Below are 6,503 nucleotides of genomic sequence, written 5' to 3' on the forward strand. Positions count from 1 at the left end.
TTCTACTGGAATTGAGGGACGCTATGGATATCACTGAACTGCTGGCCTTCAGCGCCAAACAGGGCGCTTCCGACCTGCACCTGTCGGCCGGCCTGCCGCCGATGATTCGCGTCGATGGCGACGTGCGACGGATCAATCTGCCGGCGCTGGATCACAAGCAAGTGCACGATCTGATCTACGACATCATGAACGACACCCAGCGCATCGAATTCGAGAAAAATCTGGAAACGGATTTTTCCTTCGATGTACCCGGCGTGGCGCGCTTTCGGGTCAACGCCTTTAACCAGAATCGTGGTGCCGGCGCCGTGTTCCGCACTATTCCGTCGAAAGTGCTGAGCATGGAAGACCTCGCCATGGGCGATGTTTTCCGCAAGATCACCGACGCGCCGCGCGGGCTGGTGCTGGTCACCGGGCCGACCGGCTCCGGCAAGTCGACCACGCTGGCGGCGATGATCGATTACCTCAACACCCATCGCCATCACCACATTCTCACCATCGAAGACCCCATCGAGTTCGTCCATGAATCGCGCAAATGCCTGATCAATCAGCGCGAAGTCCATCGCGATACGCGCAGCTTCGCCACCGCACTGCGCTCGGCCCTGCGTGAAGACCCGGACGTGATTCTGGTTGGCGAGATGCGTGATCTTGAAACCATTCGCCTGGCGCTGACCGCCGCCGAGACCGGGCATCTGGTGTTCGGCACGCTGCACACGACCTCGGCGGCGAAGACCATCGACCGCGTGGTGGATGTGTTCCCCGGCGACGAGAAGTCGATGGTCCGTTCGATGCTGTCGGAGTCGTTGCTGGCGGTAGTGTCGCAGACGTTGATCAAGAAGATCGGCGGCGGGCGGGTGGCGGCGCATGAAATCATGCTCGGGACATCGGCGATCCGTAACCTCATTCGCGAGGACAAGGTGGCGCAGATGTATTCAGCGATTCAGACCGGTGGGTCGTTGGGGATGCAGACACTCGATATGTGCCTGAAGGATCTGGTGACCAAGGGCTTGATCAGCCGCGAGCATGCGCGGGAGAAGGCGCGCACCCCGGATAACTTCTGAGGGTCGGTGGTGCGGCTGCCGGCCCCTCGCGAGCAGGCTCGCTCCCACATCAAACCGTATTCCTTCAGCTGGAATGCATTTTTCTGTGGGAGCGAGCCTGCTCGCGAAAAGGCCGGTACTGCTGAAGCTGATTCAGGAGATCAAACAGCTCAGCGCTGGACTACGCGCAGTTGCTGTTGTTCTTTCGGCAACACGCGCTTGGCCACAACGTAATGCTTTTCCCAGTACGGCTTGTTCAGCGTGTCGATGCTTACCGCTTTGCCCCGGCGCGGGGCGTGGATGAAGCGGTCGTTGCCCAGGTAGATGGCAACGTGGTTGACCCGACGGCTCTTGATGTTGAAGAAAATCAGATCGCCCGGCTTCAGATCCTTGCGCTCGACTTTCTCGCCGTGACCGCTGGCCATGGCATTGGAGGTGCGTGGCAGGTCGAACGTAGCGTCGTTGAACGCATATTTCACCAGACCGCTGCAATCGAAGCCTTTACTTGGGCTGCTGCCGCCCCAACGATAAGGTGTACCGAGGACGTTTACCGCACGGCTCAGCACATTGCTGCTTTCCTTGCTCGCCATCGGTGGCACCAGCTTGCTGCGGCTCTTGCTGCTCAGCGTGGTGGTCTTGCTCTTGCTGCTTTTGCTCGAAGGAGCCGAAGCATGGGATTTAGGGGTGAATCCGTTGACGTTGGGAAGACGTTGCTCACGATTGGTGGCGTGGGCGGCCAGTGGCATTAATAGGCAAATAGTCAGCCATGTCTTGAAAAATGGTCGCATTAGGCGTGGCTCATAAGTGATAGCGCGCAACTTTATAACAGCTTTTTTTGCCGTTCCGAGGCCGTTCATCGATTCATTCCGCCGCCTACGGAACCAAAAACGCTCAAAAAGTACGCAATTGTCCGACAGAAGTCAGGTTTTACAAGGGTTTCGCGCTAGCAACGGTAACATTTGCCATACGTCGGCCACCTGTAAAAAAGTCACAAAGAAATGAAGAATATTTATCTATCGAGTGCAATGAGGTCTTAATGAACAGCTATCAGCTCCCCCGCGTGAAAGAAAAAGACACTCACAGCAAAGTCATCGGCTACCTGCTGTGGATTTTCGGATTCACCGGTGCGCACCGCTTTTATTACGGCAAGCCGGTGACCGGAACGATCTGGTTCTTCACCTTCGGTTTGCTGGGGATTGGCTGGCTGATCGACCTGTTTCTGATCCCGGCGATGGATCGCGAAGCGGATTTGCGCTTTGCCGCCGGGCCGATCGAGTACAACGTCGCGTGGATTCTGCTGACTTTCCTCGGTGTGTTCGGCGTGCACCGGATGTATCAGGGCAAATGGATCAGCGGCCTGCTGTATCTGCTGACCGGCGGGTTGTTCTTTATTGGCGTGCTGTATGACTTCTGGACCCTGAACGATCAGGTGTCGGTGCGCAACGCGCAGAATCGCGGCGCCTTTCAGTAACCAGTAAGTAGTGGCGAGGGGATTATCCCCGTTGGGCCGCGAAGCGGTCCTGAATCCGAGAACGCGGTGGATTTGTTCCACCGCGTGCAATGGCTTCGCGACTGCTACGCAGCCGAACGGGGATAAATCCCCTCCCCACAATCTCCCTCAGCAGCAAGTCATGCCTGGTGAGTAATCCGCCCATCCACCAGCGTATAGCGCACCACGCCCGGCAGACTGTGGCCGATGAACGGGCAGTTCTCGCCCTTCGACAGCCAGTGCTCACCAGCCACCGTCGATGCCTTCGGATCGAACAGCACGATATCCGCCGCACCACCTACCGCCAGTTTGCCCGCCGGCAGGCGCAGGGCTTCGGCCGGGCCTGCGCTGAGACGTGCCAGCAGCGTCGGCAAGTCGAGCAAACCATCCTCGACCAGCGTCATCGCCAGCGGCAGCAGCAACTCAACACTGCTGATGCCCGGCTCGGTGGCGCCGAACGGTGCCAGTTTGGCGTCGCGCTCGTGGGGCTGGTGATGGCTGGAAATGGCCGAGACCACCCCGGACTTCACCGCTTCACGCAGGCCATCACGGTCAGCACGGGTGCGCAGCGGCGGCTGAACGTGGTAGAGGCTGTTGAAGTCGATCAGCGCTTCGTCAGTCAGGATCAGCTGATACAACGCAACATCCGCCGTTACCTTCAAGCCACGGGCCTGCGCCTGAGCAATCAGCGCCACACCGCGCGCACTGGTCAACTGGCTGAAATGCGCACGCACGCCGGTCTGCTCGACCAGTAGCAGATCGCGAGCCAGCGCCACGGTTTCGGCGGTTTCCGGGATGCCCGGCAGGCCTAGGAAACTGGCGACCGCGCCTTCGTGAGCGAGACCGCCCTCGGCCAGATCGTGGTCCTGCGAGTTGAAGATCACCGTCAGGTCGAAAGTCGCCGCGTATTCCAGCGCCCGGCACAGGGTGCGGCTGTTGCGGAAGCTCTCCAGACCGTTGCCGAACGCCACGCAACCGGCGTCGCGCAGCGCGACCAGTTCGGCCAGTTGCTCACCGTCCAGACCTTTGCTCAGCGCGCCAATCGGGAACACTTTGGTGTTGCCAGCCTCGCGGGCGCGGTCGAGGATCAGTTCGGCCACGGCGGATGTGTCGAGCACCGGTCTGGTCTTCGGCGGGCAGCACAGGCTGGTCACGCCACCGGCAGCGGCGGCGCGGGTTTCGCTGACGATCGAGCCTTTGCGGCTGTAGCCCGGCTCGCGCAGGGCAACGTTGAGGTCGACCAGGCCAGGCGCGGCGACCAGACCTTGGGCATCGATGGTTTCCACTGCGCTGAAACCGGCCGGTGCGGCGCCGAGCGCGACGATCTTGCAGGCTTCAACGTGGATGTCGGTGATTTGATCCAGGCCGCTGCTGGGATCGATGACGCGTGCGCCGAGAATGCTGAGCTTCACTGGGCGTTCTCCTGCTCGAATTGACGTTGCGCAGTCTGCCCGCTCATGGCCATGGACAGCACAGCCATACGAATCGCGATGCCGTAGGTCACTTGATTGAGGATCACCGAGTGCGGGCCGTCGGCCACCGCCGACTCGATCTCCACGCCACGGTTGATCGGGCCCGGGTGCATGACGATGCAATCGGGTTTGGCCCCGGCCAGACGTGCGGTGGTCAGGCCGAACAGGCGATAGAACTCGCCTTCGCTGGGCAGCAGGCCGCCGGTCATGCGCTCACGTTGCAGACGCAGCATGATCACCACGTCGACGTCCTTCAGGCCTTCGGCCATGTCGGTGTAGACCTTGACGCCGTATTGCTCGATGCCGATCGGCAGCAGGGTTTTCGGCGCGATCAGGCGGATGTCCGGGCAGCCGAGGGTCTTCAGCGCGAGCATGTTCGAGCGCGCCACCCGCGAATGGAGGATGTCGCCGACGATCGCCACCGAAAGATTTTCGAAACCGCCCTTGTGCCGACGGATGGTGAGCATGTCGAGCATGCCCTGGGTCGGGTGCGCATGCCGGCCGTCGCCGCCGTTGATGATCGCCACCTGCGGGCAGACATGCTCGGCGATGAAGTGCGCCGCGCCCGAGTCGCCGTGGCGCACGACGAACATGTCGGCAGCCATCGCTTCAAGGTTGCGCAGGGTATCGAGCAGCGTTTCGCCCTTGCTCGCCGACGATGTCGACACGTTCAGGGTGATCACGTCCGCCGACAGCCGCTGGGCCGCCAGTTCAAACGTGGTGCGGGTGCGCGTGGAGTTTTCGAAGAACACGTTGCACACGGTCTTGCCGCGCAGCAACGGGACCTTCTTCACCGCCCGGGCGCCGACTTCAAGGAACGAGTCGGCAGTGTCGAGGATTTCCGTCAGCAACTCGCGGCGCAGGCCGTCGAGCGAGAGGAAGTGGCGCAGCTGGCCCTGATCATTGAGCTGCAGCGGGCGCTTGGTATCTAGAGGCGTCATCGCGAGGGGGACTCTCAATAGGGCGGATTAAAGGGTGACGTCTTGCAGTTCAAGCGTCAGCGGCTCGGGGCCGGACAACTTGACCCGCTGGTTGCCGGCCAGGGTCAGGGTGGCGCCGACCACGTTCGGGCGGATCGGCAACTCGCCGGCGTCCAGGTCCAGCAGGCAGACCAGGGTGACGCTGGCCGGGCGGCCGTAATCGAACAGTTCATTCATGGCGGCGCGGATGGTCCGACCGCTCATCAGCACGTCGTCGATCAGCACCAGATGCTGGCCTTCGATCTCGAAGGGCAGGGCGGATGGGCGCACTTGCGGGTGCAGGCCGTTCTGGCTGAAGTCGTCGCGGTAGAAGGATACATCCAGCGTGCCCAGTGGCGCATCGCTGGCCATTTCCTTGAGCAGCGCCTGCGCGACCCAGATGCCGCCGGTGCGGATGCCGATGTAACGCGGTTCGCTGATGTCACGCTGGGCAAGGTGCGCCTTGAGGCGGGTCGCCATCTGGCTGATCAGATCGGCGGGATTGGGCAGGCTCATGGTTGCTCCTTCGTGATTCCGCGCTGCGTCCTGCCGGACGAAGCTCGGTTTATAACCAAAAGAAAAGCGCCGAAGCGCTTGTCAGGATTCAAACAATGCAGTGTTTTCATCGAGCCAGCCCTGCAGCAACAGGGCGGCGGCGATGGCGTCCACCGGGTTGTCGCGGTAACTGCCTTTCTGCCCGCCACGCACCAGTCGCTCGCCCTTGGCTTCGAAAGTGGTCAGGCGTTCGTCGTGGGTATAGAAGGGCAGGTTGTAGCGGCCGTTGAGGCGGCGGGCGAATTTCTCCGCGCGTACGCACATCTCGCTGGGCGTGCCGTCCATGTTCAGCGGCAGGCCGACCACCACGGCGTCGGGTTTCCATTCTTTTATCAGCGCTTCGACCTGATCCCAGTTCGGCACGCCGTTCTGCGCTTTCAGGGTGCACAGCTCGCGGGCCTGGCCGGTGATGACCTGGCCGACCGCGACGCCGATCTGTTTGGTGCCGTAGTCGAAGCCGAGAATCAGGCGCAGGGCCATCAGGCGTGACCTGCCTGGCTGGTGAGCAGATTGAGGTCGATGCCCAAGTGCCGCGCTGCCGCTTCCAGGCGCAATTCGCTGCGGGTGTTGAAGAGTATGTCGGCGTTGAACGGGCAGGTCAGCCAAGCGTTGTCGGCCAGTTCGGCTTCCAGTTGTCCGGCTTCCCAACCGGCGTAACCGAGGGTGATCAGGCTCTGCGCGGGGCCGACGCCGTCAGCGATGGCAAACAGCACGTCCTGCGAAGTCGACAGGGCCAGGTCGCCGTCCAGCTGCGCCGTGGCCTGGAACGTTTGGCCCGCCGGGTGCAGGACGAAACCGCGATCGGTCTGCACCGGCCCGCCGATGAAGATCGGCACATCCTGGCAACGCGCCGGCGGCTCGATGTCCGGGCGCAGCTGTTCGAGGATGTCGGCCAGGTTCAAGTCTTGCGGCCTGTTGACCACCAGCCCCATCGCGCCATTGGCCGTGTGCTCGACGATGTAGGTCAAGGTGTGGGCAAAGTTCGGGTCGG

At 61.8% G+C, this 6,503-nt stretch carries 8 protein-coding genes; 2 read left to right on the forward strand and 6 right to left on the reverse strand.

Translation table 11 applies throughout. The features are described from left to right. Nucleotides 1–23: 23 nt before the first annotated feature. A complete protein-coding gene (locus tag D8U61_RS05535) occupies nucleotides 24–1,058 on the forward strand; it encodes a type IV pilus twitching motility protein PilT (RefSeq protein WP_016772732.1) in 1,035 nt (344 codons plus the stop codon). Between the two features lie 149 nt (nucleotides 1,059–1,207). Here the strand turns inward: D8U61_RS05535 and D8U61_RS05540 are convergent, their stop codons facing one another. Beyond that, nucleotides 1,208–1,825: a C40 family peptidase gene (locus D8U61_RS05540; protein WP_024014657.1), complete on the reverse strand. Its 618-nt coding sequence runs from the start codon at nucleotides 1,823–1,825 to the stop codon at nucleotides 1,208–1,210. A 248-nt stretch (nucleotides 1,826–2,073) separates the two neighbouring features. On the opposite strand from D8U61_RS05540, the gene D8U61_RS05545 reads away from it, so the two are divergent. Further along, nucleotides 2,074–2,508 (forward strand): TM2 domain-containing protein, encoded by a 435-nt coding sequence (locus D8U61_RS05545; protein WP_016772734.1) that lies wholly within the window; start codon nucleotides 2,074–2,076, stop codon nucleotides 2,506–2,508. 158 nt (nucleotides 2,509–2,666) lie between these two features. On the opposite strand, the gene D8U61_RS05550 is transcribed toward D8U61_RS05545, so the two are convergent. The 5 genes from D8U61_RS05550 to D8U61_RS05570 form a co-directional block, all read right to left on the reverse strand. After that, nucleotides 2,667–3,938 (reverse strand): dihydroorotase, encoded by a 1,272-nt coding sequence (locus tag D8U61_RS05550; protein WP_042606567.1) that lies wholly within the window; start codon nucleotides 3,936–3,938, stop codon nucleotides 2,667–2,669. Next, on the reverse strand, nucleotides 3,935–4,939 hold the full coding sequence (locus D8U61_RS05555; protein ID WP_130926544.1) for an aspartate carbamoyltransferase catalytic subunit: 1,005 nt from the start codon (nucleotides 4,937–4,939) through the stop codon (nucleotides 3,935–3,937). Before D8U61_RS05555 ends, D8U61_RS05550 begins: the two co-directional genes overlap by 4 nt. Before the next feature lie 27 nt (nucleotides 4,940–4,966). Further along, nucleotides 4,967–5,473, reverse strand: coding sequence for a bifunctional pyr operon transcriptional regulator/uracil phosphoribosyltransferase PyrR (gene pyrR, locus D8U61_RS05560; RefSeq protein ID WP_130888298.1), 507 nt, complete (start codon nucleotides 5,471–5,473; stop codon nucleotides 4,967–4,969). An 81-nt stretch (nucleotides 5,474–5,554) separates the two neighbouring features. Further along, complete coding sequence (gene ruvX, locus D8U61_RS05565) at nucleotides 5,555–5,992, reverse strand: Holliday junction resolvase RuvX (RefSeq protein WP_016772738.1); 438 nt, start codon at nucleotides 5,990–5,992, stop codon at nucleotides 5,555–5,557. After that, on the reverse strand, nucleotides 5,992–6,503 hold a 512-nt coding region (locus tag D8U61_RS05570; RefSeq protein ID WP_130926545.1), incomplete at its 5' end, for a YqgE/AlgH family protein. The genes D8U61_RS05570 and ruvX, both read right to left, overlap by 1 nt.

This window comes from Pseudomonas sp. Sample_14 (genome assembly GCF_004307515.1).
Taxonomy (GTDB): Bacteria; Pseudomonadota; Gammaproteobacteria; order Pseudomonadales; family Pseudomonadaceae; genus Aquipseudomonas; species Aquipseudomonas atacamensis.